Here is a 26,044-nt window from a genome sequence, read left to right on the forward strand (position 1 = left end):
GTGCCACTGAAGATGGACGCCACACGGCCGTAGGCCAATGGATGGCTCCGCAACCGATTGTTCCATCCCTGATGTTCGCTGCACGTCAGCGCAGCCGCCGTACGACCAAAGTACTACCGCCGATTCGTCCTGTGCCAATTGACCCTGTCGTGGGCAAGCAGGACTCTTTGTCTGTCTTTCCGGGAGAGAGCACCTCATGAAAGGGTTTTCCAAACTGGGCTGGGCGGTACTCGCTCTGCTCGGCGCGTTCTGTCTGGGCACCGTGGCGCTGCGCCGCGGCGAACACATCAATGCCCTGTGGATCGTCGTCGCGGCGGTGTCGCTGTACCTCGTCGCCTATCGCTTCTACAGCCTGTTCATCGCCAACAAGGTGATGCAGCTGGATCCGACCCGGGCCACCCCGGCGGTGATCAACAACGATGGCCTGGACTACGTTCCGACCAACAAGCACGTGCTGTTCGGCCACCACTTCGCCGCCATTGCCGGCGCCGGCCCGCTGGTCGGCCCGGTCCTGGCCGCGCAGATGGGCTACCTGCCCGGCCTGCTGTGGCTGGTGGTGGGCGTGGTGTTGGCCGGTGCGGTGCAGGACTTCATGGTCCTGTTCCTGTCCAGCCGCCGCAATGGCCGCTCGCTGGGTGACCTGGTAAGAGAAGAGATGGGCCAGGTGCCCGGCACCATCGCGCTGTTCGGTGCGTTCCTGATCATGATCATCATCCTGGCAGTGCTGGCGATGGTGGTGGTCAAGGCGCTGGCCGAAAGCCCGTGGGGCATGTTCACGGTGATTGCGACGATGCCCATCGCGATCCTGATGGGCGTGTACATGCGCTACATCCGCCCCGGCAAGATCGGCGAGATCTCGGTGGTTGGCCTGATCCTGCTGCTCGCCGCGATCTGGTACGGCGGCAAGGTCGCCGCCGACCCGGTCTGGGGCCCGGCGTTCACCTTCACCGGCACCCAGATCACCTGGATGCTGATCGGCTACGGCTTCGTCGCCTCGGTGCTGCCGGTGTGGCTGCTGCTGGCCCCGCGTGATTACCTGTCGACCTTCCTCAAGATCGGCACCATCATCGCGCTGGCCATCGGCATCCTGGTGGTGATGCCGGAACTGAAGATGCCGGCGCTGACCCAGTTCGCCGCCAGCGGTGATGGCCCGGTGTGGAAGGGCGGCATGTTCCCGTTCCTGTTCATCACCATCGCCTGCGGTGCGGTCTCCGGCTTCCATGCGTTGATTTCCTCCGGCACCACGCCGAAGCTGCTGGCCAATGAAGCGCACATGCGCTACATCGGCTACGGCGGCATGCTGATGGAATCGTTCGTGGCGGTGATGGCGCTGGTGGCGGCCTCGATCATCGATCCGGGCATCTATTTCGCGATGAACAGCCCGGCGGCGGTGATCGGTGCCGATGCGGCCTCGGCCGCGCACTACATCACCAACACCTGGGGCTTCACCATCACCCCCGAGCAGCTGACCGCGACCGCGGCGGCCATTGGTGAACCCACCATCCTGCATCGTGCAGGTGGCGCGCCAACACTGGCGGTAGGCATCGCGCAGATCCTGCACGAAGCGATTCCCAGTGGCAGCGACGCGATGATGGCGTTCTGGTACCACTTCGCGATCCTGTTCGAAGCGCTGTTCATCCTCACCGCGGTGGACGCCGGTACCCGTGCGGGCCGCTTCATGCTGCAGGACCTGCTGGGCAACTTCGTGCCGGCCCTGAAGAAGACCGAATCGTGGACCGCCAACATCATCGGCACCGCCGGCTGCGTGGCGCTGTGGGGCTACCTGCTCTACACCGGCGTGGTCGATCCGTTCGGCGGCATCCAGACGCTGTGGCCGCTGTTCGGCATCTCGAACCAGATGCTGGCCGGCATCGCATTGATGCTGGGCACGGTGGTGCTGTTCAAGATGAAGCGTGACCGCTATGCATGGGTGACTGCGGTACCGGCGGTGTGGCTGCTGATCTGCACCACCTACGCCGGCTTCATCAAGATCTTCGACAGCAATCCGGCACAGGGCTTCCTGGCACAGGCACACAAGTTCCAGGCCGCGCTCGCCAGCGATACCATCACTGCACCGGCCAAGTCGGTGGCGCAGATGAAGCAGATCGTGGTCAACGCCTACGTCAACACCGGCCTGACCGCGCTGTTCCTGCTGGTGGTGGGCGCGGTGCTGGTGTATTCGATCAAGACCATCCTGGCGGCACGCCGCAACCCGCAGCGCACTGACCGCGAGACCCCGTACGTGGCGCTGAAGCCGCATGAAATGGTGGATCTGTGATGAGTACCCAACTGGTCCCCGCCGGCCAGTACCAGGCGCACCGCCGCATCTGGCGGCGCCTGGTGCAGACCGCACGACTGTGCTGTGGCATTCCTGATTACGACAACTACGTCCGGCATATGCTGGAGAAGCATCCGGACCAGGAGCCGATGGACTACAAGACGTTCTTCCGCGAGCGCCAGGAAGCGCGTTATGGCGGACGCAACGGTGGCCGCTGCTGTTGAGGGTCCGGTTCAACAGCGCTCGAGTGACGTTGAGTAGATCCACGCCATGCGTGGATGAAACCTGGCAGATATCGAGTTGAGTCCGGGGTCAGATCCGTTTCCTCCGGGAAACAGATCTGACCCCTTCCTTGTTCATGGAGACCCATGAAATGCATCCACGCATGGCGTGGATCTACGGAAGCATGACGCCAGGGCGGTCCGAACTCAGCCGGTGGCCATCCACTTCAGGATCAGGCCGGTGACGTAGGCCAGGCCCGTGCCGGTGGCATAACCCACCGTACCCAGCAGCACGCCCACCGGCGCCAGCGTCGGATGGAACGCCGCCGCCACCACAGGGGCCGAAGCGGCTGCGCCGATGTTGCCCTGCGAACCAATGGCGAAGAAGAACAGCGGCGCGCGCAGCAGCTTGGCCACCACCCACAGCACCAGCACGTGCGTGGCCATCCAGATCGCGCCGAGCAGGAACAGCCACGGCCGATCCAGCAGCGACAGCAGGTTCATCTGCATGCCGATGCAGGCGATCAGGAAGTACAGGAACACCGTGCCCAGCCGCGACGCACCGGCCGCTTCCAGCCGGCGGGCACGGGTGAAGCTCAGGCCCAGGCCCATCGCCGTGGACAGCAGGATCACCCAGACGAACTGGCTGTCGAGGCTGAACTGGCTGGCCCAGCTGACATTGGCCTTGAACCAGCCCGCCAGCGGCGCGGCGATTGCATGAGCCAGGCCGACGCCGCCCAGTGCCACGCCAACGATCACCATCAGGTCGGTCATGCTGGGAATGCGCGCGTTCTGCGCCTCGTAGGCACTGATGCGCGCCTTCATCTCGTCGATGGCACGGGTGTCGGCACCATTGCGGGTGTCGATCTGCTGTGCGCGGTTGGCCAGGAACAGCAGGATCGCCATCCACAGACTGGCACAGGCCACGTCAACCACCGCGAACTGGCCGAAGGTGGTGGCATCGGTGCCGAACACCTCGCGCATGGCGACCATGTTGGCGCCGCCACCGATCCAGCTGCCGGCCAGCGCCGCCATGCCGGCCCAGGTATCACCGGCCACGGTTTCCGGATGGATCAGCTTCATCAGCTGGAATGAAACGATGGCGCCGAGCATGATGCCGGCGGTACCGGCACAGAACACGATCAGCAGTTTCGGGCCGAGCTTGATGACGCCTTTCAGGTCGATCGACAGGGTCAGCAGGACCAGCGCGGCCGGCAGCAGCACGTCACGCGCGACCGGGTTGTACAGCGAGGTATTGTGGCCATCGATGACACCGGCGGTGTTGTAGATGGCGGGGATGAAATAGCACAGCAGCAGGGCCGGCACCCAGGCGAAGATCTTCTTCAGCAGCGGGGTTGGACCACTGGCGGCCCAGAAGATCAGGGCCAGGGTGGCGGCAATCAGGCCCAGTCCAACGATGTCGTTGCTGATCAGGGCAGTAGCGGGTTCGGTCGGCATGGGATCCTCTGTCGATCGAAAGAGCGGAGAAAAAAAAGCGCCGCATAAGGCGGCGCAGATCGAGATTAACATTGTCTTCACGCCCGGTCATGCTGCAGTGCCGACACCCCCATCCCGTCAGGGAGCCCACTCATGCAGCTTGGTGCCTTTTCGGTCAGCCTCTCGGTGAAGGATCTCGCGGCCTCCCGTGCCTTCTACGAAGCCCTGGGCTTCTCGGTCACCGGCGGCGATCCGGCACAGAACTGGCTGGTGATGCGCAGCAACGGCACGGTGATCGGGCTGTTCCAGGGCATGTTCGAGGGCAACCTGCTGACCTTCAACCCCGGCTGGGACCAGCACAAGCAGGAACTGCCCCACTTCCAGGATGTGCGTGAGCTGCAGGCAGAGCTGGACGCCAGGGGCATCGAACTGGCGGTCCGCACCGATCCTGATGGCCAGGGGACCGGCTATCTGCAGTTGGCCGATCCCGACGGCAACGTGATCCTGATCGACCAGCACGTGGCGCGACCGAACGGGCGTTGAAGCGGACAGCCATTGCCTGGGTGGGCGTCGACCTTGGTCGACGAACGGCATGCCAACCAAGGTTGGCATCTACCAGAGCACGCCCAGCCACCGCCAGGGCATGCCAACCAGGGCTGGCATCTACCAGGACACGGACAGCCACCGCCTGGGTAGGCGTCGACCTTGGTCGACGAACGGCATGCCAACCAAGGTTGGCATTTACACGAACGGCCGGATCAGCGCGGTCGCGAGGCACCGAAATCAAGCGTGACACGCGTGCCACGCGGCTCGCAGGGCTGCAACTGCAGGGTCCATCCCAGGTGCTCGCACAGCCGCGCGATCAGATCCAGTCCGATGCCGCCGCCACGATCGGCGCGTTCGCCACGGGCCATCCGCGCATGGATCGCCGCGATCTCTTCCGGGCTCATGCCATGTCCCGGGTCCTGCAGGGTCAGCACCGCCGACGAACTCAGGCGCAATTCGATGTGGCCACGGCCACTGTTCTCGATGGCGTTGCGCAGCAGGTTGCCGATCGCTGCCTGCACCACCGCCAGCGGCGCGACGATGTCCACCGGTGCGGCCTGGATGCCGATGCTCAGGTCCTTGTCGCCCAGCAGGTGGCGATGGTCGTCGACGATCTCCGGCAGCAGCTGATCCAGCGCGATGCGCTCGGCACGCGCCGCCAGTCGCGCCGGATCACGCGCCAGCACCAGCAGCAGTTCGATCAGCTGCTCCACGCTCTGCGCGGTGCGCAGTACCCGTTGCATCTGCTGGCGCGCACGCTCGGGCAGGCCCGGTTGCTCCAGCGCCAGTTCGGCGGCACCGGTCATCACCGCGATCGGCGTGCGCAGTTCATGGCTGGCGGTGCTGATGAAGACCCGCTCGCGTTCGACGAACTGCTCGTTGCGATCCAGGTAGTCGTTCAACGCATTGGCAATGGTGTGCAGCTCTGAGCTGCCGCGCGGGTCGACCTCGATGCGCTGCCCCTGCACGCCCGGCCTGAGCGCGGCGATGTGTTGTGCCAGCAGGCTCAGCGGACGCACCATCCGCTCCATGCCGAACGAAGCCATCAGCACGGTAACGAAGATCATGATCACCCCGGCCAGCATCACCCAGCGCGTGGCGAACTGTTCCAGGTCATGGAAGTCGGAGATGTCCAGTACCAGCGCGACCCGTCCCATCGACTGGGTTTCACGCACCATCACCGCCGTCTCGCGGCCCTTGACCATTACGCCGTCGTGCAGCCCTGGATGCAGGGTACGCAGGCTATCGGGAAGGTTGACCGCGTCGAAGCGGTACAGGCTCAGCGTGTCCGAATCCTGCCAGCGATAGTGCGGTTCGTGCTCGACATGCTCGACGATGCTGTCGAGCTCGGAGTTGAGCAGCGCGCGCCAGGCGGCATGCTCGGCGTGCTCGTGCACGTAGTTGCCGACGCTGAACACCGCGATCGACAGCAGCGCCAGATAGCCCAGCAACCACCACACCACGCGCCGGTACAACGGCCCCGGCTTACGCGCCCTCATCAGCATTCCTGCCGGCGTCGGCACCCTCCACTACCGCCAACCGGTAACCCACGCGCGGCAGGGTGTGGATCAGCTTCTCGGCAAACGGACCGTCAACGCTGCGACGCAACTCGTAGACATGCGAACGCAGCAGGTCGCCATCCGGCGGCTCGTCACCCCACAGGGCGAACTCCAGCTGCTGTCGCGTCACCGCACCCGGGCTGGCCCGCATCAGCACTTCCAGCAGTTTGCGGCAGGCCGGGTACAGGTGCAGCACCTGGCCCTCACGCTGGGCCTCCAGCGTCGCCAGATCCAGCACCAGATCGCCCACCTGCAGGCGCTTGCGCGGGTTGCGGCCCTGCGCACGCAGCAGCAGCGCTTCCAGCCGCACCTCCAGCTCGGGCAGGGCGAACGGCTTGGTCAGGTAGTCGTCGGCACCGGCGCGGAAACCGGCGATCTTGTCCGGCAGTTCATCGCGCGCGGTCAGCATGATCACCGGCACCTCCGACGCGTGCTCGGCACGCAGCCGGCGCAGCACTTCCGGTCCCTCCATGCGCGGCAGCATCCAGTCCAGGATCACCGCATCGTAGGGGTGGCTGCCGGCCAGGTGCAGGCCGGTGATGCCATCCGGGGCCACGTCCAGCACATGCCCGCGCGACTCGAAATAGTCGAACAGGTTGGCCACCAGCTGGCGGTTGTCCTCGATCACCAACAGACGCATGCACGAAACATCCACGGAAGTTCGTACCATGGTAGCGCCGCCCATGTCGGAATGCGGTCGTCCCGCCCCCTTCTGACGCTTTTCCCACCCCTGCCACCTCAGAATGGCCGTTTTGCTCCCGGAGCCTGCCGTGCCCGTAGCCCTGCCCCGCCGTTGGCGCCTGCCCCTGTTGTGGCTGCTGATCATTGCTGCATTGGCAGCGGGCATCGGCCTTCGGCAGCCGCAGCCACCGGACGAGCCGCGCTTCGTGCTGGCCGCACGGACCATGGTCGAGAGCGGGCAATGGCTGCTGCCGCATCGTGGCAGCGAGCTGTATGCCGAGAAACCACCGGTGTTCATGTGGCTGCAGGCGGCCGCCTACGAGGTGGTCGGCAGCTGGCAATGGTCGTTCCTGCTGCCATCATTGCTGGGCGCCCTGCTGAGTCTGTGGCTGGTGTCGGATCTGGCACGGAGGCTGTGGTCGCCGCGGCATTCCATCTATGCCCTCGCGGCGCTGTTCTGCACGCTGCAGTTCGGGCTGATGGCCAAGCGTGCGCAGATCGACATGGTGCTGGTGGGGATGACCACCGTCGCCCTGTGGGGCTTGATGCGGCACCTGTGCGAACGTCGCAACCTGCCCGCGTTGTGGCTGGCCGGTTTCGCCGCCGGTGTCGGCACGGTGACCAAGGGCGTGGGTTTCCTGCCGCTGCTGCTGGTGCTGCCCTGGTTCGGCTGGTGGCTGTACCAGCGCCGTCGCGGGCACCGTGTGGAGGGTCCGCACCCGGCAACGCTGCTGTGGTTGATCCCGGCGTTCCTGCTGGGCGTGGGCGTGTGGCTGGCGCCGCTGGGCTGGGCCCTGCTGCATACGCCCAGCGCCGAACTGCAGGCCTACGCGCACGAGCTGTTGTTCAAGCAGACCGGCACCCGCTACGCCAATGCCTGGCACCACCGGCAGCCGGCCTGGTACTACCTGCAGGTGATCCTGACCCTGTGGCTGCCGGGCAGCCTGCTGCTGCCGATGCTGTTCAAGCCCTGGTGGCGCCGCATCCGTCGTGGCGATCGCCGCCAGTGGCTGCTGCTGGGCTGGGCCGTACTGGTACTGGTGTTCTTCAGTGCCAGCCCGGGCAAGCGCGAGGTGTACCTGCTGCCGATGCTGCCGGCGATGGCACTGGCCGTGGCGCCGCTGCTGCCCGGCCTGCTGCGCCGCGTGTGCGTGCGCCGCTACCTGTTCGGCTACAGCGTGGTGCTGATGCTGGCCACCGGCGTACTCGGCGTAATGCTGATGACCGAGCACCCATGGGCGTTGGCGCAACTGCAACGCCGCGCCATGCCCGAGACGTTGCTGCCGGTGCTGGGCGATGGCCTGCTGACCTTCGCCATTGCCCTGGCCACGCTGATCGTGTGGCTGCGGGTACGCCGTGCCGCGACGCTGGTACTGCTGACCCACGGCATGCTGTGGATGCTCTACGGCCTGGTGCTGATGCCTGCCCTGGACCCCTTCGCTTCGGCGTCGGCACTCATGCGCCGGGTGGGCGCGCGGATCGGACCCGACGCCGAACTGGCGCTGGTGGCCTGGCGCGAGCAGAACCTGTTGCAGGCCGACCGGCCGGTGCGCGAGTTCGGCTTCAAGCGGCCCTGGGCCGAGCAGTGGCACGACGCCGGCCCGTGGCTGGCCGAGGCACCGGGCAAGCGCTGGCTGCTGGTGCTGGACGATGCGATGAGCCCGTGCGTGGACCCGAGCAAGGTGATCGATATCGGTATTGCCAACAGGAATCGCTGGCAACTGCTTCCCGGTACCGCGTGGGACGCGGAATGCCACGCTGAACGGGCCGGCGCGACCGCCGAAGAAGACTGAACGCTGACACGTGCCGGACAAGCATTAACCCGGCACGAACGAGCGTCCGACCCTTCTCCGACATCCAGGTGACGAGCATGGCCGCGGATTCCCGACCCGCCCTTTCCCAGCATGCCCGTCCGTCCCCTTGATTCGGTAGCGCCGCTTGCGACATCGCCACTGGCGTCAAAATTCGCCGTAACTCACCTCTGGCTGCCTGTCGCAATCGGTCTGCCCGTGTTTACGCTGCTGATGGGTTTCGGCGGCGACCAATGGGTGGCCGATCACCTGTTCCGCCTTGAGGGTGGCCATTGGGCGCTACAGGACGCCTGGGTCACCCGCACGGTGGTGCACAAGGCCGGCAAGTGGCTGAGCACGGCGGCTGCGCTCGTGGCGATCCTGCTGTGCTTCCACCACTGGCGAAAGGGTCGCGATCGCACCCTGCGGTGGGCGCTGCTTTATGTCGTGATTGCCATGGCCCTGGGCACAGGTGTGATCTCCCTGCTGAAGTCGCTGGTGCCGATGGAATGCCCCTGGGACCTGCTGCGCTACGGTGGCCACCAGCCGTTCATCGGGCTTTTCACGGCACGCCCCGCAGGCATGGCCGCACAGGCCTGCTTCCCGGCCGGCCACGCCAGCGCGGGCTATGCATGGTTGTCCCTGTACTTTTTCGCCTTGCTGTGGCGCCCTTCATGGCGCTGGGCCGGGTTGTGGATCGGCCTTGGCACCGGCCTGGTATTCGGCGTGAGCCAGCAACTGCGGGGCGCGCATTTCCTTTCGCATGACGTTGCTACTGCGTTGATCTGCTGGCTGCTTTCGCTGAGCCTGTATCTGATCGTCAAACGCGTCCTGGCCCGCCGTCAGCTGGACCGTCCCCACCGCCAGGAGGCAAACGCATGAGTGCATCGGTCCAACGCCCCACCCGCCTTCCCGCGTTGGCGAACCTTCGCCGCTGGCGGCCGCAGCTGTCCACCGAAGCACTGATCGCACTGACCAGCCTGTTCTTCGCGGTGGCAGGCAATGGCCTGTTCTGGCACAGCGCGATGGCCAGCCATCCGGGCAGCCTGCGCTACGCGCTGTCGCTGCTGCTGTTGCTGCTCGGTGCGCACGGCGTGCTGCTGGGCATCCTGGTCTGGCGCTGGAACGCCAAGGTGGTGATCAGCCTGTTGCTGCTGGTGACCGCATTCGCTGCGCATTACATGAGCCGTTACCACATCTACCTGGATGCGGACATGCTGCGCAACGTGCTGGCGACCGATCCCAAGGAAAGCCGCGAGCTGATGACCATATCGCTGGTGTGGCCGGTGCTGTTGCTGGCAGTGCTGCCGATGGCGGTGCTGTGGCGCGTGCAGCTGCGCCGCCGCAGCTGGGGCCGCAGCCTGCTCTGGCGCGTCGGCTTCCTGGTCGTGGCGGCAGTGACCGCGGTGGGCGGCGCATTGATCTCGTTCCAGGATGTCTCGGCACTGATGCGCAACCAGCGCGAAGTGCGTTACCTCGCCACCCCGGCCAATGTGCTGCTGGGCGTGCCGCGTGCACTGCGTGGCGACAACCCGGTACAGCGCGCACCGAAGCTGCCGATCGGTACCGATGCCAAGGCCACCCCGCGTGCCCCTGCCAGCAAGCCGCGCCTGCTGGTGATCGTCATGGGCGAGACCGTGCGCGCGCAGAACTGGGGCCTCAACGGTGGCCGCAACACCACCCCGGAACTGGCGCAGGCCAGCGTGATCAATTTCCCGGACATGCACTCGTGCGGCACCAGCACCGAGGTTTCACTGCCGTGCCTGTTCTCGCCATGGGGCCGGCACGACTACGACGAGAAGAAGATCCGCGCGCACCAGTCGCTGCTGCACGTATTGAACCGTGCCGGTATCGCGCCGCTGTGGCGTGACAACCAGTCCGGCTGCAAGGGCGTGTGCGAAGGCCTGGACTTCCAGTCATTGTCCGATGCGACCACGCCGGGCCTGTGCGCTGACGGCCGCTGCATGGATGAAATCCTGCTGCAGGACCTGGCCACCCAGGTACGTGCAAAGCCGGGCGACCGCGTCGTGGTGCTGCATCAGCTGGGCAACCACGGCCCGGCCTACTTCGAGCGCTACCCGCCCGCGTTCCGCCGCTTCACCCCCACCTGCGATACCCGCGACATCGGCCGCTGCTCGCGCGAAGAGATCACCAACAGTTACGACAATGCCGTGCTGTACACCGATCACTTCCTGACCAAGACCATCGGTACGCTGCAGGGCATGCAGGACTACGACACGGCGATGATCTACCTGTCCGACCACGGCGAGTCGCTGGGCGAGAAGGGCCTGTTCCTGCATGGCGTGCCCTACGCCATCGCCCCGGCCGAGCAGACCCGGGTACCGATGACGATGTGGTTCTCGCAGGGCTTCGCCAGCAGCCGCGGGCTGGACCTGCAGTGCGTGCGCAAGCGTTCGGCGGCCTACACCGACCATGACAACCTGTTCCCGTCGGTGCTGGGCCTGATGCAGGTGAAGACCTCGCTGTACGAGCGCGACCGCGACGTATTCGCCAACTGCGAGGGTTGAGGGTTGTCCGGCAGGGCTTGCAGCCCTGCACCCGCGGTAGTGCCGGCCGCTGGCCGGCAGCCTCGACAGCAACAGCAACAGCAACAGCAGAAGCTGGCTATCCGTGGGTTGGCGGGGTGGGTCCGGTTGCGGGGGACGCCGTAAATACATCCCTGTAGCAACTGTGTTGCTGGAGAGTCTCAGGCCCGTCAGGTAAACGGGCACGGTAGTGCCGGCCGCTGGCCGGCAGCCTTTGGTCTTTCGCCCTGGCTCGCCTCAGGCGGGGACTAGCCCGCTTTCAGCGTCGCGCACACGGGCGATGAGGATGACCAGCATCTTCCGCATCACTGCCACGATGGCCACCTTGCCTTCCTTGCCGCGGGCTCGTAGCGACTGGTAAAAATCGCGCAGCCGAGGTTCATGCCGCATGGCCGACATTGCCGCCATGTAGAGCACTTGCCGGATTTCGGCTCTTCCACCGTGGATGCTTCGTTTTCCTCTCATCGTGCCGCTGTCGTGGGACATCGGGGCTACCCCGACCAGGCTGGCGATGCGCTTGCCAGTGATCCTGCCAAGCTCTGGCAGATAGCTGGCTAGAACTGCCTGCAGCACAGGCCCTACGCCCTTCATCGACTTCAGCATCTTCAGTTGAGGCTGCTGACCAACCTGCTCGACGATCTGCTTGCCCAGACGCTCAACCAACGTTTGTAGGCGGGTGATGTTGCCCTGCAGTAGTCGGCGCAGTTCACGATCAAGCACCATTTCCTGCTGTTGCCGCGCGATGGTCAGGGCGTCTATCGCCTGCCGACGTGCCCGAACGAACTCCCGCATCTTCTGCTGCCAAGACTGCAGCGGCTGATAGGGAGGCAGCTTCACCAGGGCGGCCATCTGCGCCAACGCGTAGGCATCCAAACGGTCGGTTTTGGCAGTCTGACCCAACCCCTGAGCCAGTTTCCGGGCGCGCAAGGTATTGGCACGGGCCACCGGATGACCGGCCTTGTGCAGGAAATCCAGCACCGGCTGCTCATAGCCACCCGTGGCTTCAAGCACGATCTGGCGGGTCGGACGCTTCTTCAGCCAAACATCCAGTTCAGAAAACCCGGAGCGGTTGTTGCTGACCTGCAGGGTTTCTCCGTCCGTCGTACCGATATCCAGCTGACGCTTGCTGACATCAATCCCGATCCCGTTCATCACCTGACTCCGTATAGTCTGGAAGGGTCGAGAGCTCCCCCGCTTGCCCAGTCTTATCGCTTCGAGTGGTCGCTCCAGCAACTGTTCGGGCGGATCAAGGGAGATTCCGGCGTGGGCGCCAAGCTACATGGCGATCGTCGCGATCCTGGTTACGGATCGTCGAGATCCAGGCTCGCACGGCGGCCCACGCCGGCTCTCGACGCCTACGCTGCCAGATTCCGATTAGATAAGGCTCGGTCGCGCCATCCATGGCGCTCACGCCCCCGCAACCGGATCCACCCCGCCTTCGACAGTTTTCCGCGATCTGATGGAACGGCCTTGGGGTCAGATCCGTTTTCCGGAGGAAACCGGATCTGACCCCAGATTCCTTTCGATATCTGACAGATGTGTCGACCAAGGTCGACACCTACCCACAGCACACGGAATCTGTCGGAGGTGGGGCGGTGTCGGAGTGCGGGGTGTCAGCCGCATGGATGCGGCTGCCAAGCCTACAGGGACGTACTTGCGGCGTCCCCGCACTCCGACACCGCCCCGCCAAACCACGGAATACCCGCTTCTGACGTTGACGTTGCTTGAAGGCTTCGGCAGGTGCAGGGCGCAGCCCTGCCGAACCCAACCGACTTCCGCCACTTGCGGTGGCGGCGACTGCCCACTAGCCTTCGGCCGTCGTTCACCACCCAAGGACCGCCCGTGAAACACCGTCATCTCCTGCTGGCCTCGGCAATCGCCGCCGCCACGCTGGCCCTGGCCGCCTGCAAGAAGGAAGCTGCCCCAGGCACCGATACCGCCAGCAGCAGCGCCCCGGCCGGCGAAACCGCCGACCAGTTCGTGGCCCGCATCAATGCCGAATTCAAGGCCGCCTACCCGGAGATGACCTCGGCGCAGTGGCTGTCCTCCACCTACATCAACAGTGATTCGGAACGCATCGCGGCCAAGGCCAACGAGCGCTCGCTGACCCAGCTCAACAGCTGGATCGAACAGGCCGCCAAGTTCGATGGCAAGCCGATGAGCGAGGACAGCAAGCGCGCGATCCACCTGCTGAAGCTGATGTCCTCGATGCCGGCACCGCGTGACCCGGCCAAGCTGGCCGAGCTGACCCAGATCGCCACCCGCATGGAAGGCAGCTACGGTGCCGGCAAGTACTGCACCGATGCCAACGATCCCAACTCCTGCCGCCAGCTGGGCGAGCTGGAGCAGGTGCTGGCACGCAGCCGCGACTACGACAAGCAGCTCGACGCCTGGCAGGGCTGGCACAGCACCACCAAGAGCATGCGCGGCGACTACCAGAAATTTGTCGGTCTGGTGAACGAAGGTGCCAAGGGCATGGGCTTCACCGATGCCGGCCAGATGTGGCGCAGCGGCTACGACATGCCGCCGGAGCAGATCGGCCCGGAAACCGACCGCCTGTGGGAACAGGTCAAGCCGATGTACGAGCAGCTGCACTGCTACGCACGCGGCAAGCTGGACAAGACCTACGGCAAGGACAAGGCGGAAGTGGGCAATGGCCTGATCGCCGCACACCTGCTGGGCAACATGTGGCAGCAGGACTGGTCGAATCTGTGGGACCAGCTGGAGCCGTATCCGGGTGCCGGCAGCCTGGACATCACTGCAGCGCTTGAAAAGCAGTACCAGACCAACCTGAGCGCGGCGTTGGCCAAGGCCGGCAAGGATGCCAACGTAGCGGCGCAGTACAAGGCACAGCGCGAGGCCGAACTGCGTACCGCCAAGCAGATGACCGAGCGCGCCCAGGACTTCTACGTGTCGCTGGGCATGCCGTCGCTGCCGCAGTCGTATTGGGAAAAGACCCAGTTCATCAAGCCTGACGACCGCGACGTGGTCTGCCACGCCAGCGCCTGGGACATGAACATGGAAGGCGACGTGCGCACCAAGATGTGCATCAAGCCGAACGAAGAGAACTTCACCACCATCTACCACGAGCTGGGCCACATCTATTACGACCTGGCCTACAACCCGTTGCCGCCGCTGTTCCAGGGCGGTGCCAACGATGGTTTCCATGAAGCGATCGGCGACACCATCGTGCTGGCGATGACGCCCAAGTACCTCAGCTCGATCGGCCTGGTTGATGCGCCGACCGAGAGCCGCGAAGCGGTCATCAACAACCAGATGCGCATGGCGCTGTCGGGCGTGTCGTTCCTGCCGTTCGGGCTGATGATCGACCGCTGGCGCTGGGGCGTGTTCGATGGCTCGATCACCGCCGACAACTACAACAAGGCGTGGTGGGACCTGAAGGCCAAGTACCAGGGCGTGGCGCCGGCCAGCACCCGTGGCGAAGAGTTCTTCGATCCGGGCGCGAAGTACCACGTGCCGGGCAACACCCCGTACACCCGCTACTTCCTGGCGCGCATCCTGCAGTTCCAGTTCTACAAGGGCCTGTGCGACGCGTCCGGCTACAAGGGCCCGCTGCATGAGTGCACCTTCTACGGCAACAAGGAAGCCGGCCAGAAGTACTGGGCGATGCTGAGCAAGGGTGCCAGCCAGCCGTGGCAGGCCACACTGAAGGAACTGACCGGCACCGACAAGCTCGATGCCGGCCCGATGATCGAGTACTTCAGCCCGGTCAACGAATGGCTGAAGCAGCAGAACGAAGGCCAGATGTGCGGCTGGCAGGCCAACGCGGCCCCGGCGGCGAAATGAGAAAAGGGGCGGGTCCGCAAGGATCCGCCCCTTTCCGGTAGTGCCGGCCGCTGACCGGCGACTACGCGATGAAGACCCAACGGGCAGCCGGCCAGCGGCCGGCTCTACCGAAATGCCTGTCAGCTGTTCTTCTTCGCGGCCATCGCTGCGGCCAGCTCGGCCTTGAATTCCTCGAAGGTCTGGCCCTTCTCCTTCGCTTCGGCCTGCGCGGCATCGCGCAGCGCATCGGAGTACATCAGGCGCACCGGCGTGCCGTTGCGCTCGTGCAGTTCACCGGCCTGCATGATCAGCGCCAGCACCTGCGCAGCGCTCTCGCTGTGGCCAGCGATGCGGCCGTCCATGCCCAGCACCCATTCGCCGTCACGGCGCACGACACCGGCCAGCAGGGTGCGCTGCGCATCGCGCAGCTCGGCATGCGGTTCCACCGGCGATGCCTGCGCGGCGGCCTTGTTGGCGGCCTGCTTTTCCTGGCGACGGCGCTGGTCGCGGCGGGTCTTGGAGCTGGTGGACATGGTGCGGTACCGCTGCGAAGGGGGGCGCAAGGATAGCGCACCCCGCCCGCAGCGCTGCTTCACGCGTGCTCGATCCAGCATGGTCAGTCCAGCACCTTGCCGTGCCGCCAGTAGCCCATGAAGGTGATCGCGCGGCGGTCCAGCCCGCAATCGCGCACCAGGTGGCGGCGGATCGCCATCACCGCCCCCGCCTCGCCCGCCACCCAGGCGTACAGCGGCCCGGCCACGCAGGTGTCGGCCTGCTCCCAGAGGATCTGCGTATCGACGTCGATCTCTTCCAGCGCGTCGCCGGCAGCCACACCCGCGGCCGCAGCCAACCTTGCCTGGACCGCCTGCAGCAGCGGCTGGCCATAGGCGGCCTGCCCACGCGGCAACCACACCAGCTCGGCCGTGGCCGGCGCCTTCAGGGGAACCGCATCACCGGCCTGCGCCACTTCCAGCAGGGCCAGCGTGCGCGGCGGATCCACCATGGCCGCCAGTTCCTCGAGAATGCCGGCCACTGCCGGCAGCGCGGTCTCGTCAGCCACCAGCAGCACCTGGCCAACGCCGGCTGGCGGCTTCCATTCCCAGCCCTCGCTGCTGTCGGCGCAGTCGGCATCCGGGGCCAGCAGCACCACGCGGTCGCCCGGCCGGGCATGCATGGCCCAGCGCGAGGCGGGACCGGTCACGCCGTGGATGACGAAATCGACATCGACCTCGCCCTGCTCCGCACGCAGCTGGCGGATGGTGTAGGTGCGCATCGGCGGGCGCTGATCATCCGGCAGCGCCCGGTAGCGCGGGTACCAGTCGTCACCGCTGGGGACCTGCGGCACCTCCTGGCCGGGCAAGGGAAAGAACACCTTGATGCGCTGGTCCGGGCCTTCGGTTTTCATCCGCGCCACGTCGGCACCGGTGAACACCATGCGGTCCAGGGAAGGGGAAAGAACGCGGCGCTCCTTCAGCGCCACCTCGAACAGGCGGTAGGTCTGCTGCGCAGCCATGGGGGAACCTCATGCAACGACATCGGATTGGCTGGCTGTCGTGCACCCGTGCACCGGCTGGCTGGAGTGCCCAGCCTAGTCCGGTGGTTTCCCGTCGCAAGCGCTGCCGGCGTCGCGGCCTGCCCTACCCCTGCACGCTGCTCAGTGACCCGTGCAGACTGCCTGCGCCGCACGTTCACGCTGGTGTTCCCAGTACCAGAACACGAAACCAGCACCGAAGAACGCAGCCTGGCCCAACGCCAGGTGCAGCGGGCTGGCGCTCAGCAGCGGCGATACCACGCCGGCCACCACGGTGCTGATCATCAGCTGCACGAAGGCCTGCAGCGACGAGGCCAGGCCGCGCTGGTGCGGGTACATGTCCAGCACCGCCAGCGCCAGGATCGGGAAGATCAGCGCCATGCCCATGCCGCCCAGGAAGATCGGCATCACCGCCCACGGCAGTGCGAACTGCGGTGCCAGGCCGACGTAACCGATGTTCAGCAGCACCGACAGCGCGCACAGGCCGAAACCGATGGCGACCTGTCGCGTAGGGCTGCTGTGCCCGGCCATGCGCCCGGACAGGAACGAGCCGGTGGTCATGCCGCCGATGGTGGGAATGAACAGCCAGGCGAAACCGCCCTCGCCCAGGTGCAGGTGCTGCATCACGAACACCGGCGCCGAGGAGATGTACAGGAACACGCCACCGAAGCCGATGCTGCCGGCCAGCGCCAAGCGCAGGAAACGCGGATTGAAGCCGATGCGAACGTAGTCGCGCAGCAGCACGCGCGGTGACAACGGCACGCGCGCCTCGACCGGATGGGTTTCCGGCAGGTAGCGTGCAGTGGCCGCCAGCAGCACCAGCGCGAACACCACCAGGAACCAGAAGATCAACGGCCAGCCGGCGCCGCTGAGCAGGATCCAGCCACCGATGATCGGGGCGATCGCCGGGGCGATGCCGAACAGCATCGACACCTGGCTCATCAGCCGCTGCGCGTCATGGCCGTGGTACAGGTCGCGGATCACCGCTCGGCCGACGATCATGCCGACACCCGCCGACAGGCCCTGCAGCGCGCGGAACGCCAGCAGCGTGGTCAGGTCGGTGGACAGCGCGCAGCCGACCGAGGCGCCGACGAACACCACCAAGCCACCGAGGATCACCCACTTGCGGCCCCAGGCATCGGACAGCGGGCCGTGCGCCAGGCTCATCAGGCCGTAGAACAGCAGGTACACGCTGATGGTCTGCTGCACCGCCACTTCGTCCACCGCCAGGCGCTGGGCCAGCTGCGGGAACGCCGGGAAGATGGTGTCGATCGAGAACGGACCGAACATGGCCAGACCGGCGAGCAGCAGGGCCATGCGGCGGGTGGAGGGAGCAACAGCGGCGGTCATGGGGAAGGCGTCCGGCAGGGCCATGCGCGACACGCACGGCGGGCGCCGGTCCCCTTCTGCAGGGACGGCGCCAGATGAATTCGGGTATCCGCCCATCATAGGTGGGGATTGCGCCCGATGCCATGCAGCGGTGTACAAAACGCACGACCGGGCCATCGGCCATTCAGGCGCGGCGGCCATGCCTGGAGGCGGCCGGCGGGCCCGCAACGGGCTATAATCAGCGGGCAACACGGTGGGAGAAGCGGAACACCGCTGCCGAAGGCGCAACGCCCGTAATCGCTCAGGCCCGATACCACCCGTAACAGAACTCTGGAGAGACCGGTTCGATCCGGCGCCGAAGGGGCACGAAGCTGCGGTCCGCCGCGCTTTTAAACTCTCAGGCAAAAGGACAGAGGGGCGCCCCGCAGACCGCCGACCGGCGGCTTGTGCCCGTGCGTGTGCCCTTTCCTGACGGATCCTTCGCCATGTCCCAGAACACCCCTTCCCTGCGTGAGCTCGAGCACCACAATGCGTTCGTCGAGCGCCACATCGGCCCCAACGACGCCGAGATCGCGCAGATGCTCGATGTCGTCGGCCACGCGTCGCTGGATGGCATGACCGATGCCATCGTACCGGCCAAGATCAAGTCGCCGGCGCCGCTGGCGCTGCCGGAGTCGATGACTGAAGTGCAGGCACTGGCGAAGATCCGTGCGATCGCCGACAAGAACACCGTGCTGCGCAGCTTCATCGGCCAGGGCTACTACGGTACCCACACGCCGAACGTGATCCTGCGCAACATCCTGGAAAACCCGGCCTGGTACACCGCCTACACCCCGTACCAGGCGGAAATCTCGCAGGGCCGCATGGAAGCGCTGATCAACTTCCAGACCCTGTGCGCCGACCTCACCGGCATGGAAATCGCCAACGCCTCGCTGCTGGACGAAGCCACTGCCGCCGCCGAAGCGATGACCCTGGCCAAGCGTTCGGCCAAGTCGAAGTCGGACACCTTCTTCGTGCACGACGCCGTGCACCCGCAGACGCTGGAACTGCTGCGCACGCGCGCCGAACCGATGGGCATCGTGCTGCGCGTGGGTACCCCGGCCGAAGCGCTGGAAGCGGAAGCCTTCGGCCTGCTGCTGCAGTACCCGGACACCTTCGGCCAGGTCGGCGACTACAAGGCGCTGGTCGATGCCGTGCACGCGCGCGGCGGCCTGGTGGCCGTGGCCACCGACCTGCTGGCCCTGACCCTGCTGGCCGCTCCGGGCGAATGGGGCGCGGACATCGTGGTCGGCAACAGCCAGCGTTTCGGCGTGCCGTTCGGCTTCGGTGGCCCGCACGCCGCCTTCATGGCCTGCCGTGACGCCTACAAGCGCTCGATGCCGGGCCGCCTGATCGGCGTCTCGATCGACGCCCAGGGCAACCCGGCCTACCGCCTGACCCTGCAGACCCGCGAGCAGCACATCCGCCGCGAGAAGGCCACGTCCAACATCTGCACCGCACAGGTGCTGCTGGCGGTGATGGCGTCGATGTACGCCGTCTACCACGGCCCGGACGGCCTGACCCGCATCGCCCGCCGCACCCATCGCCTGGCCTCGATCCTGGCCGCCGCGCTGCGCAACGCCGGCGTGCAGGTCGGTGGTGACTTCTTCGACACCCTGCATGTCACCGGCGTGCACGCCGATGAGATCCACGCCAAGGCACGCGCCGCTGGTTACAACCTGCGCGCGATCGACAGCGACTCGGTCGGCATCAGCCTGGACGAGACCACTACCCGCGCCGACATCGTCGCCGTGGCTGCCGTGTTCGGTGCCTCGCTGGACGTCGACGCACTGGATGCCAGCACTGCCGATGCGCTGCCGGCCGGCCTGCTGCGCCAGTCCGCGTTCCTGACCCACCCGGTGTTCAACACCCACCACAGCGAGCACGAGCTGCTGCGCTACCTGCGTTCGCTGGCCGACAAGGACCTGGCGATGGACCGCACGATGATCCCGCTGGGCTCGTGCACCATGAAGCTCAACGCCACCGCCGAGATGATTCCGGTGACCTGGCCGGAGTTCTCGCAGATCCACCCGCTGGTGCCGGCCGACCAGGCGCTGGGCTACAAGGAACTGATCGACACGCTGGAAGCGATGCTGGTGGAATGCACCGGCTACGACGCGGTCAGCCTGCAGCCGAACTCCGGCGCGCAGGGCGAGTACGCCGGCCTGCTGGCGATCCGCGCCTACCACCGCTCGCGCGGTGAGGAACATCGCGATATCTGCCTGATTCCGGACTCGGCGCACGGCACCAACCCGGCTTCGGCACAGATGTGCGGCATGAAGGTGGTGGTGACCAAAACCGATGCCAACGGCAACGTTGACGTCGAGGACATCCGCCTCAACGCCGAGAAGTACAGCGACCGCCTGGCTGCGATCATGATGACCTACCCGTCCACGCACGGCGTGTTCGAGGAAGAGGTGGTGGAGATCTGCGAGATCATCCACAAGCACGGCGGCCAGGTGTACACCGACGGTGCCAACATGAACGCCCTGGTCGGCGTGGCCAAGCCGGGCAAGTGGGGGTCGGACGTTTCGCACCTGAACCTGCACAAGACCTTCTGCATCCCGCATGGCGGTGGTGGCCCGGGCGTCGGCCCGTGCGCGGTCAAGGAGCACCTGGCCCCGTTCCTGCCGGGCAAGCTGGGTGACAACGGCCCGGTCGGCATGGTCAGCGCGGCCAGCTTCGGCAGCGCCTCGATCCTGCCGATCAGCTGGATGTACATCGCGATGATGGGCCGCGACGGCCTGCGCAAGGCCACCCAGGTCGCCCAGCTCAACGCCAACTACATCGCCAAGCGCCTGGCTCCGCACTTCAAGACCCTGTACACCGGCCGCAACGGCCTGGTGGCACACGAGTGCATCCTGGACGTGCGCCCGCTGGAGAAGACCAGCGGCATCGGCGCCGAGGACGTGGCCAAGCGCCTGATCGACTTCGGCTTCCATGCCCCGACGCTGAGCTTCCCGGTGGCCGGCACGCTGATGGTCGAGCCGACCGAGAGCGAGTCGCTGCACGAGCTGGATCGCTTCATCGACGCGATGATCCAGATCCGCGAGGAAATCACCGCGATCGAAGACGGCCGCCTGGACCGCGAGGACAACCCGCTGAAGAACGCGCCGCACACTGCCACCGCAGTGACCGCGAGCGAGTGGACCCACGCCTACCCGCGCGAACTTGCCGCCTTCCCGCTGGCCAGCCTGAAGCAGAGCAAGTACTGGCCGCCGGTGGCCCGTGTCGACAACGTGTACGGCGACAAGAACGTGATGTGCGCCTGCATCCCGGTCGATGCCTACAAGGATGATGAAGTCGAGGCGTGATTCCTCGCTGCATCGGTAAACAGAACGGCCCGCGCAAGCGGGCCGTTTTCATAAGCGCGTGTGGACCAAGGTCCACACCCACAAACATCCGATCACGGGTCGGGCATCTGCCCCAGGCTCAACTGCCACGACACACCGAAGCGGTCCTGCACCCAGCCGTAGCGGTTGCTGAAATCGTAGTCACCCACCGGCATCAACCAATGACCGCCTTCGCCCAGCACGCGTGCGGCACGCTCGAACTGCTCGGCGCCGGAGCACTCCACGAACAGCGAGATCGACGGCGAGAATGTGAAATCGTGCACATCCAGGCTGTCAAAGCACAGGTAATGGGTGCCGCCGAGCAGGAAGATGGCCTGGCGGACCTGCCCGGGCACGCCGGCACCGGCGCCGTCCGGGTGGCGCTGCAGTGCCAGCAGGCGGAAATCGGCGAAGGCTTCGGCATACAGGGCCAGGGCCGCTTCGGCCTGGCCGGTGAACATCAGGAAGGGGCGGCTGCGCAGCATGCGGTACTCCTGGTCGACGGGCCGCGGGCGGCCCACACGATCAGGATGGCACGGCGGATGTGCAGCCCCCGTGGTAGTGCCGGCCGCGGGCCGGCAGCTTCAGTCAGGCCTCGCGCATGCGCCGTGCGATGGCGCTGCTGGCGGCGATGGTGGCAGTCAGCGCAACCATCGACAGGAACTGCAGGCGCGTATGCGCTTCGCTCAGCAGCAGGCCGAAGATCAGTGCCAGGATCGCCAGCGCGCAGCAGGTCAGCCACGGGAAGCCGGCCATGCGGAACGGCAGGCGGGTACCCAGTCGGTCGGCACGGCGGCGCAGCACCAGCTGGGAAACCAGCGACAGCGTCCACACCAGCAGACAGGTGGAACCGACGATGTTCAGCAGCACCGGCAGTACCCGGTCCGGGAACAGCAGTTCCATCACCGTGGCGGCAAAGCCGAACAGCACGCTGGCCAGCACGGCGATCACCGGCACCTGGCGCGGGTCGGTCCAGCCGAGCACGGCCGGGGCTTCGCGGCGCTGCGCCAGCGAAAACATCATGCGCGAGGCGCCGTAGAGGTTGGCATTGAGCGCCGACAGCAGCGCGATCACGGCGATCAGGGTGATGGCCGTACCCGCGCCCGGGATGCGGGCAATATCCAGCACCGCAGCGAACGGCGACTTCAGCGCCTCGCTGGTCCATGGCACCACGGCGATGATCACGCTCAGCGAGCCGATGTAGAACACCAGGATGCGCCAGGCCACGGTGCGGATGGCACGGGCGATGCTGCGCTCGGGATCTTCGGTTTCGGCCGCAGCGACGGCTACGATCTCGGTCCCGCCAAAGGCAAAAACGACAACCAGCAGTGCCGCGCCAATACCGGCCAGCCCCTTCGGCGCGAAGCCGCCATGCTCGGTGAAGTTGCTCAGGCCCGGCGAGGTCACCTGCGGCAGCCAGCCCATCAGCAGCGCCACGCCGATGGCGATGAAGGCCAGGATCGCCACCACCTTGAGGATGGCGAACCAGAATTCGAACTCGCCGAAGTTCTTCACTCCCAGCAGGTTGATCGCGGTGAAGAACAGCATGAAGGCCAGCGCCGCCATCGGTACCGGTATCGCCGGCCAGACCGTGGCAAGAAGCCCGGCCGCGCCTACCGCCTCGGCGGCGATCACGATCACCAGCTGCACCCACCACAGCCAGCCCACGGTGGCGCCGGCGGTGGCTCCCATGGCATCAGCGGCATAGACCGAGAACGCGCCACTGGTCGGCTTGGCCGCCGCCATCTCGCCCAGTGCGTTCATCACGATGATCACCAGCGCACCAGCGACCAGATACGACACCAGAACCGCCGGGCCGGCTGCCTGTACACCCACGCCCGAGCCGAGGAACAGGCCGGCGCCGATGGCGCTGCCCAGGCCCATCATGATCAGCTGGCGGGGCTTGAGCGAGTGCCCGAGGCGGGACGGCGAAGCGGTCGGAATCGAGTTGGGCATCGGCAGGGCTGGCGGCGGCTACAGGGGCGACACCTTACCCTGTCCCGTGCCCACGGGGATAGGCACAGCGCAGCAGGCGGCTCAGGCCAGCGCCGGCTCGCCGACGTTGCCACCAATACGGGCCCGGTAGGCGCGCGGCGAGAAACCGGTTTCAGCCTTGAACTTGCGGGTAAAGGCGCTCTGGTCGCTGAAACCGCAGGCCTGGCCGATGCAGGCGATGCTGTCGTCACCGTGCAGCAGGTGCATGGCCATCTGGATCCGCAGCCGGGTCAGCACCTGCTGCGGGGTCATCTGGAACACCTTGCGGAAGCTGCGCTCCAGCTTGGACAGCGAGAAGCCGGTGATGTCCAGCAGGGTCTGCATGCGCACGTTCTCGGCGTAGTGCGCATTGAGGTGGGCCAGGGCCAGCCGCAGCTGCTCGTATTGGGTGCCCAGGCTGTCCTTCTGGCCAAGGTCGCGGGATATGCCGATCAGGCCCTCGATGGCCCCATCGACCACCAGCGGGCGCTTGCAGGTCAGGCACCAGCCCGGTTCGCGGTTGGCGAACAGGTGCAGCTCCATCAGGTTCTCGATCACCTCACCGGACAGCACGCGGGCGTCCTGGTCGACGTAGTCCGCACTGAGGCCGGTCGGGTAGATCTCGGCCGCGGTACGCCCGATCACGTCCTTGCGCGCGCGCAGACCCAGCCGCCGCAGCATGGTCTGGTTGACGTGGGTGTAACGCCCCTGAAGGTCCTTGATGAAGAACAGCACATCCGGGATGGCGTCGAACAGGGCTTCGATGTCGGCGGGCTCGACTCGCATGGGGCAAGCATACCCGAGCCTGCTTTTGCCTGTACGTTCACCTTTGCCGGACCTCGGTTTAACGGGCTCGGTTCCAGTGTCGTGGTTCTCTTTCAGATCCTCCGGAGCCAACGTCAATGGCCGCCAGCAAGCCGACCGGCAAGCGCGCAACCACCCACGCTGAAAACCAACACCGGGGCAACGGTGATGAACTGCACCAGCAGGCCGGGGGCAGCCATCCGGTGATGACCACCGATCAGGGCATCCCGGTGGCGGACAACCAGAACTCCCTGCGGCAGGGAGCTCGGGGGCCCACGCTGCTGGAGGACTTCATCCTGCGCGAGAAGATCACCCACTTCGATCACGAACGCATTCCCGAGCGCATCGTGCACGCACGTGGCAGCGCAGCACATGGCTACTTCGAACTGACCCGATCGCTGAAAGCGCATACCCGCGCGCGCGTCCTGACCGAGGTAGGCGTGAAGACACCCGTGTTCACCCGCTTCTCGACGGTAGCCGGTGGCGCAGGCTCGGTGGACACCCCGCGCGACGTGCGCGGCTTCGCGGTCAAGTTCTATACCAAGGAGGGCAACTGGGACTTGGTCGGCAACAACATCCCGGTGTTCTTCATCCAGGACGCCATGAAATTCCCGGACCTGGTGCACGCGGTGAAGATGGAACCGGACCGTGCCTTCCCGCAGGCGGCCACGGCCCACGACACCTTCTGGGATTTCATCTCGCTCATGCCCGAGTCGATGCACATGATCATGTGGGCAATGAGCGACCGTGCCATTCCGCGTTCGCTGCGAATGATCGAAGGCTTCGGCGTGCACAGCTTCCGCCTGCTGAACGAGGCAGGTGAGTCGACCTTCGTCAAGTTCCACTGGCGGCCGAAGCTGGGCATCCAGTCAACGGTCTGGGACGAAGCGCTGAAGCTGCAGTCGGCCGACAATGACTTCCATCGCCGTGACCTGTTCGAGGCCATCCAGCGCGGTGACTTCCCGGAATGGGAGCTGGCAGTGCAGCTGTTTACGGAAGAAGAGGCCGACGCATTCCCGTTCGATCATCTGGACCCGACCAAGATCATTCCCGAATCACTGGTGCCGTTGCAGGTCATCGGCCGCATGGTGCTGGACCGCTGGCCGGACAACTTCTTCGCCGAGACCGAGCAGGTGGCGTTCTGCCCGGCCAACGTGCCGCCCGGCATTGACTTCAGCAACGACCCGCTGCTGCAGGGGCGCCTGTTCTCCTATCTGGACACCCAGCTGCTGCGCCTGGGCGGCCCCAACTTCCACCAGATCCCGGTGAATGCTCCGAAGTGCCCGTTTTCCAATCATCAGCGCGACGGGCACATGCAGATGCAGGTGCCCAAGGGCCGGGTGGCCTACGATCCCAGCTCGCTGCAGGAAGACACACCGCGCGAGGCCTCAAGCGGATTCCGCAGTCACGCCAGCACGGACGATGGCCGCAAGGGCCGCATCCGCGCGGAGAGCTTTGCCGACCACTACAGCCAGGCCCGCATGTTCTTCCGTAGCCTTGAAAAGCCGGAACAGGCCCATCTGGCATCGGCGCTGGTGTTCGAGTTGTCCAAGGTGGAAACGCTGAAGGTGCGGGTGCGTACCCTCAGCCACCTGCGCAATATCGACGACTCACTGGCACAGCGCGTGGCCGACGGGTTGGCGTTGCCTGCACTGCCCGACCCCGCGCCGACTGCCACCCCGGTGCGGGACATGCCCCCCGCTCCCGAGGTGCGAGTGATCGGGCGCAACAAGCCTACCCTGCAGGGTCGCTGCATCGGCATCCTGTTCGATGAAGGCTCCGACGCTCGCATCATTGCCAGCCTGAGCAAAGCAGCCAGGAAAGCAGGTGCAGACGTGAAGCTGGTCGCCCCCAAAGTGGGTGGCGCCACGCTCAGCGATGGCGCCTTGCAGGCGGCGGATGGGCAGCTGGCGGGCACCCCCTCGGCCGTGTTCGATGCGGTGGCCGCAGTGCTCAGCCCGGAGGCCGCGAAGGCTTTGTCGAAAGAGAGTGCAGCCATCGAATTCGTCAGCCAGGCGTGGGCGCACCTGAAGGCCATTGCCAGCGATGCCGGCGGCCATGCGCTGCTGAAGGCAGCAAGGGTCGGCAACGATGCCGGCATCGTCGAAGCGGAAGATGCCAAGGCCTTCCTGGCGGTCGCCGCCACCCGCCAATGGGCGCGTGAACCCAAGCTGCGCCTGCTGGCCTGACT

At 66.0% G+C, this 26,044-nt stretch carries 18 protein-coding genes, 1 pseudogene and 1 riboswitch; of the genes and pseudogenes, 9 read left to right on the top strand and 10 right to left on the bottom strand.

Annotated features, from left to right (window positions below; all coding sequences use genetic code 11):
- Positions 1 to 196 precede the first annotated feature (196 nt).
- On the top strand, positions 197 to 2,278 hold the full coding sequence (locus ACZK4Z_RS16595; protein WP_049401342.1) for a carbon starvation CstA family protein: 2,082 nt from the start codon (positions 197 to 199) through the stop codon (positions 2,276 to 2,278).
- Complete coding sequence (locus ACZK4Z_RS16600; RefSeq protein ID WP_005410613.1) at positions 2,278 to 2,502, top strand: YbdD/YjiX family protein; 225 nt, start codon at positions 2,278 to 2,280, stop codon at positions 2,500 to 2,502. Before ACZK4Z_RS16595 ends, ACZK4Z_RS16600 begins: the two co-directional genes overlap by 1 nt.
- Positions 2,503 to 2,706: 204 nt before the next feature.
- Here the strand turns inward: ACZK4Z_RS16600 and ACZK4Z_RS16605 are convergent, their stop codons facing one another.
- Entirely contained in the window at positions 2,707 to 3,957 is a 1,251-nt protein-coding gene (locus tag ACZK4Z_RS16605) for a DUF819 family protein (protein WP_125895856.1), read from the bottom strand.
- A 132-nt stretch (positions 3,958 to 4,089) separates the two neighbouring features.
- Here ACZK4Z_RS16605 and ACZK4Z_RS16610 point away from each other — a divergent pair, with 132 nt between their 5' ends.
- Positions 4,090 to 4,479 (top strand): VOC family protein, encoded by a 390-nt coding sequence (locus ACZK4Z_RS16610; protein ID WP_032129859.1) that lies wholly within the window; start codon positions 4,090 to 4,092, stop codon positions 4,477 to 4,479.
- Between the two features lie 215 nt (positions 4,480 to 4,694).
- On the opposite strand, the gene ACZK4Z_RS16615 is transcribed toward ACZK4Z_RS16610, so the two are convergent.
- Together ACZK4Z_RS16615 and ACZK4Z_RS16620 are read right to left on the bottom strand one after the other, a co-directional pair.
- Positions 4,695 to 5,981 (bottom strand): sensor histidine kinase, encoded by a 1,287-nt coding sequence (locus ACZK4Z_RS16615; RefSeq protein ID WP_049461542.1) that lies wholly within the window; start codon positions 5,979 to 5,981, stop codon positions 4,695 to 4,697.
- Positions 5,968 to 6,681 (bottom strand): response regulator transcription factor, encoded by a 714-nt coding sequence (locus ACZK4Z_RS16620; protein ID WP_032129861.1) that lies wholly within the window; start codon positions 6,679 to 6,681, stop codon positions 5,968 to 5,970. Before ACZK4Z_RS16620 ends, ACZK4Z_RS16615 begins: the two co-directional genes overlap by 14 nt.
- A 130-nt stretch (positions 6,682 to 6,811) precedes the next feature.
- Between ACZK4Z_RS16620 and ACZK4Z_RS16625 the strand changes: the two genes are divergently transcribed.
- The 3 genes from ACZK4Z_RS16625 to ACZK4Z_RS16635 all read left to right on the top strand — a co-directional run bounded on the left by ACZK4Z_RS16625 (position 6,812) and on the right by ACZK4Z_RS16635 (position 11,040).
- Positions 6,812 to 8,515, top strand: a complete 1,704-nt coding sequence (locus ACZK4Z_RS16625) for an ArnT family glycosyltransferase (protein WP_049461541.1) — start codon at positions 6,812 to 6,814, stop codon at positions 8,513 to 8,515.
- Positions 8,516 to 8,626: 111 nt separating this feature from the next.
- Complete coding sequence (locus ACZK4Z_RS16630) at positions 8,627 to 9,394, top strand: phosphatase PAP2 family protein (RefSeq protein ID WP_125895855.1); 768 nt, start codon at positions 8,627 to 8,629, stop codon at positions 9,392 to 9,394.
- Positions 9,391 to 11,040, top strand: coding sequence for a phosphoethanolamine transferase (locus ACZK4Z_RS16635; RefSeq protein WP_125895854.1), 1,650 nt, complete (start codon positions 9,391 to 9,393; stop codon positions 11,038 to 11,040). The genes ACZK4Z_RS16630 and ACZK4Z_RS16635 overlap by 4 nt, the downstream gene beginning before the upstream one ends.
- A gap of 255 nt (positions 11,041 to 11,295) precedes the next feature.
- Here the strand turns inward: ACZK4Z_RS16635 and ACZK4Z_RS16640 are convergent, their stop codons facing one another.
- Positions 11,296 to 12,210, bottom strand: a complete 915-nt coding sequence (locus tag ACZK4Z_RS16640; protein WP_478450920.1) for an IS110 family RNA-guided transposase — start codon at positions 12,208 to 12,210, stop codon at positions 11,296 to 11,298.
- A 690-nt stretch (positions 12,211 to 12,900) separates the two neighbouring features.
- On the opposite strand from ACZK4Z_RS16640, the gene ACZK4Z_RS16645 reads away from it, so the two are divergent.
- Positions 12,901 to 14,865 (top strand): M2 family metallopeptidase, encoded by a 1,965-nt coding sequence (locus tag ACZK4Z_RS16645; protein ID WP_125895308.1) that lies wholly within the window; start codon positions 12,901 to 12,903, stop codon positions 14,863 to 14,865.
- A gap of 119 nt (positions 14,866 to 14,984) precedes the next feature.
- Here the strand turns inward: ACZK4Z_RS16645 and ACZK4Z_RS16650 are convergent, their stop codons facing one another.
- From ACZK4Z_RS16650 to ACZK4Z_RS16660, 3 genes are all read right to left on the bottom strand, one after another.
- A complete protein-coding gene (locus ACZK4Z_RS16650; protein WP_008265644.1) occupies positions 14,985 to 15,377 on the bottom strand; it encodes a hypothetical protein in 393 nt (130 codons plus the stop codon).
- 83 nt (positions 15,378 to 15,460) lie between these two features.
- Entirely contained in the window at positions 15,461 to 16,357 is an 897-nt protein-coding gene (locus ACZK4Z_RS16655) for a siderophore-interacting protein (RefSeq protein WP_125895309.1), read from the bottom strand.
- A 141-nt stretch (positions 16,358 to 16,498) separates the two neighbouring features.
- On the bottom strand, positions 16,499 to 17,725 hold the full coding sequence (locus tag ACZK4Z_RS16660; protein WP_125895310.1) for a multidrug effflux MFS transporter: 1,227 nt from the start codon (positions 17,723 to 17,725) through the stop codon (positions 16,499 to 16,501).
- A 299-nt stretch (positions 17,726 to 18,024) separates the two neighbouring features.
- Positions 18,025 to 18,127: riboswitch (glycine riboswitch) on the top strand.
- Between the two features lie 62 nt (positions 18,128 to 18,189).
- On the opposite strand from ACZK4Z_RS16660, the gene gcvP reads away from it, so the two are divergent.
- Positions 18,190 to 21,057, top strand: coding sequence for an aminomethyl-transferring glycine dehydrogenase (gcvP, locus tag ACZK4Z_RS16665; RefSeq protein ID WP_125895311.1), 2,868 nt, complete (start codon positions 18,190 to 18,192; stop codon positions 21,055 to 21,057).
- 92 nt (positions 21,058 to 21,149) lie between these two features.
- On the opposite strand, the gene ACZK4Z_RS16670 is transcribed toward gcvP, so the two are convergent.
- From ACZK4Z_RS16670 to ACZK4Z_RS16680, 3 genes are all read right to left on the bottom strand, one after another.
- Positions 21,150 to 21,560 (bottom strand): VOC family protein, encoded by a 411-nt coding sequence (locus tag ACZK4Z_RS16670; RefSeq protein ID WP_106550323.1) that lies wholly within the window; start codon positions 21,558 to 21,560, stop codon positions 21,150 to 21,152.
- Positions 21,561 to 21,663: 103 nt separating this feature from the next.
- A complete protein-coding gene (locus tag ACZK4Z_RS16675) occupies positions 21,664 to 23,031 on the bottom strand; it encodes an amino acid permease (protein WP_478450921.1) in 1,368 nt (455 codons plus the stop codon).
- An 81-nt stretch (positions 23,032 to 23,112) separates the two neighbouring features.
- Positions 23,113 to 23,835 carry an AraC family transcriptional regulator gene (locus ACZK4Z_RS16680; protein ID WP_032127825.1) on the bottom strand — a complete coding sequence of 241 codons (723 nt, stop codon included), beginning with the start codon at positions 23,833 to 23,835 and terminating at the stop codon, positions 23,113 to 23,115.
- Between the two features lie 173 nt (positions 23,836 to 24,008).
- Here ACZK4Z_RS16680 and ACZK4Z_RS16685 point away from each other — a divergent pair.
- A pseudogene (locus ACZK4Z_RS16685) lies at positions 24,009 to 26,042 on the top strand (catalase); the annotation flags it as partial.
- Between the last annotated feature and the right edge of the window lie 2 nt (positions 26,043 to 26,044).

The organism is Stenotrophomonas sp. 71799_Sma, from assembly GCF_056482505.1.

Bases quoted from the DNA above. Each gene is read 5' to 3' on its own strand.
- ACZK4Z_RS16605 (WP_125895856.1), bottom strand. From the start codon at position 3,957: ATGCCGACCGAACCCGCTACTGCCCTGATCAGCAACGACATCGTTGGA.
- ACZK4Z_RS16630 (WP_125895855.1), top strand. From the start codon at position 8,627: ATGCCCGTCCGTCCCCTTGATTCGGTAGCGCCGCTTGCGACATCGCCA.
- ACZK4Z_RS16610 (WP_032129859.1), top strand. From the start codon at position 4,090: ATGCAGCTTGGTGCCTTTTCGGTCAGCCTCTCGGTGAAGGATCTCGCG.
- ACZK4Z_RS16640 (WP_478450920.1), bottom strand. From the start codon at position 12,210: ATGAACGGGATCGGGATTGATGTCAGCAAGCGTCAGCTGGATATCGGT.
- ACZK4Z_RS16655 (WP_125895309.1), bottom strand. From the start codon at position 16,357: ATGGCTGCGCAGCAGACCTACCGCCTGTTCGAGGTGGCGCTGAAGGAG.
- ACZK4Z_RS16660 (WP_125895310.1), bottom strand. From the start codon at position 17,725: ATGACCGCCGCTGTTGCTCCCTCCACCCGCCGCATGGCCCTGCTGCTC.
- ACZK4Z_RS16675 (WP_478450921.1), bottom strand. From the start codon at position 23,031: ATGCCCAACTCGATTCCGACCGCTTCGCCGTCCCGCCTCGGGCACTCG.
- ACZK4Z_RS16615 (WP_049461542.1), bottom strand. From the start codon at position 5,981: ATGAGGGCGCGTAAGCCGGGGCCGTTGTACCGGCGCGTGGTGTGGTGG.
- gcvP (WP_125895311.1), top strand. From the start codon at position 18,190: ATGTCCCAGAACACCCCTTCCCTGCGTGAGCTCGAGCACCACAATGCG.
- ACZK4Z_RS16620 (WP_032129861.1), bottom strand. From the start codon at position 6,681: ATGCGTCTGTTGGTGATCGAGGACAACCGCCAGCTGGTGGCCAACCTG.
- ACZK4Z_RS16650 (WP_008265644.1), bottom strand. From the start codon at position 15,377: ATGTCCACCAGCTCCAAGACCCGCCGCGACCAGCGCCGTCGCCAGGAA.
- ACZK4Z_RS16600 (WP_005410613.1), top strand. From the start codon at position 2,278: ATGAGTACCCAACTGGTCCCCGCCGGCCAGTACCAGGCGCACCGCCGC.
- ACZK4Z_RS16595 (WP_049401342.1), top strand. From the start codon at position 197: ATGAAAGGGTTTTCCAAACTGGGCTGGGCGGTACTCGCTCTGCTCGGC.
- ACZK4Z_RS16670 (WP_106550323.1), bottom strand. From the start codon at position 21,560: ATGCTGCGCAGCCGCCCCTTCCTGATGTTCACCGGCCAGGCCGAAGCG.
- ACZK4Z_RS16635 (WP_125895854.1), top strand. From the start codon at position 9,391: ATGAGTGCATCGGTCCAACGCCCCACCCGCCTTCCCGCGTTGGCGAAC.
- ACZK4Z_RS16680 (WP_032127825.1), bottom strand. From the start codon at position 23,835: ATGCGAGTCGAGCCCGCCGACATCGAAGCCCTGTTCGACGCCATCCCG.